The sequence below is a fragment of the Streptomyces sp. H27-D2 genome, from assembly GCF_035828615.1.
Taxonomy (GTDB): Bacteria; Actinomycetota; Actinomycetes; order Streptomycetales; family Streptomycetaceae; genus Streptomyces.
Map to the genome: position 1 here is coordinate 1 of NZ_JAYMZR010000220.1, position 993 is coordinate 993.

A 993-nucleotide genomic window follows, 5' to 3' on the forward strand; every position below is an offset into this window, starting at 1 on the left:
GGTGTCGTGGTACTTGTGGATCAGTCCGCCGAGGATGTCGTGGCGCTGGATCCGCCGGGCGGGGAACGGGATCACGTCGGGGTCGTCCAGGGGTGCCCGAAGCTCCCGGGCTCGGTGCGGACGCCCAGTGTTGTAGTGGTCGGCGTACTCCTCCAGGACACGGCGCAGGTGCCGTTCGTCGTGGACAAGTAGGCGGTCGGTGCACTCGGCCCGCACGGTGCGGACAAACCGTTCCGCGTGGGCGTTCATCTTCGGAGCCTGCGGCGCACTCTTGAGGATCTGGATGTCTTCCGCGGCGAAGACGGCATCGAACGCGTCGGTGTACTTGCTGTCGCGGTCACGCAGCAGGAAACGGAAACCGGGGGCGCGCTCGCCGAAGCCGGCGACCAGGTTCCGGGCGAGTCGCGTGGCCCACGCCCCGCTCGGATGGGCGGTGGCGCCCAGGACGTGCACGCGCCGAGAACCGACCTCCAGGACGAAGAACACGTACAGGCGCTTCAGCCAGACCGTGTCGACGTGGAAGAAGTCGCAGGACAGCAGTCCCTCCGCCTGGCCGCACAGGAACTGACGTCACGTCGGATCACCTCTGCCTCGCCGTGGAACGGGTCCGAGACCTGCTGCTCGCAGGATCCGGCGGACCGTGGAGGCACCGACCCGATACCCCAGGCGGCGCAGCTCGTCCTGGACGCGCGTGGACCCCCAGGCCGGGTTCTCCCGGGCCAGGCGCAGGATCAACGCGGCCAGGTCGTCGGATATCGGAGGCCGACCCGTCCGCGCCGGCTTCTGCCGCCACTTCCACCGGACGAGACGCCGGTGCCAGGCCAAGAGGGTGCCTGGGGTCACCAAACGGTGGCGGCGCAGCTGCGTTGACAGGTGCTGGGCGAGTGCGGCCAGGACAGCCCGCTCGGGCCAGGTCAACCGCGGACGTTTACCGAGCTGCCGCAACAGCACCTGATTCTCGTGCCGCAGCGCCAACAGCTCCACGTCCCTCGA

At 69.2% G+C, this 993-nt stretch carries 2 protein-coding genes; both read right to left on the bottom strand.

Annotated elements, in window-relative coordinates; genetic code table 11:
- A partial coding sequence (locus QMK28_RS33980; RefSeq protein WP_326443556.1) for an integrase core domain-containing protein occupies positions 1–486 on the bottom strand: 486 nt, incomplete at its 3' end.
- A gap of 84 nt (positions 487–570) precedes the next feature.
- On the bottom strand, positions 571–984 hold the full coding sequence (locus QMK28_RS33985; RefSeq protein ID WP_326443557.1) for a helix-turn-helix domain-containing protein: 414 nt from the start codon (positions 982–984) through the stop codon (positions 571–573).
- Positions 985–993 lie beyond the last annotated feature (9 nt).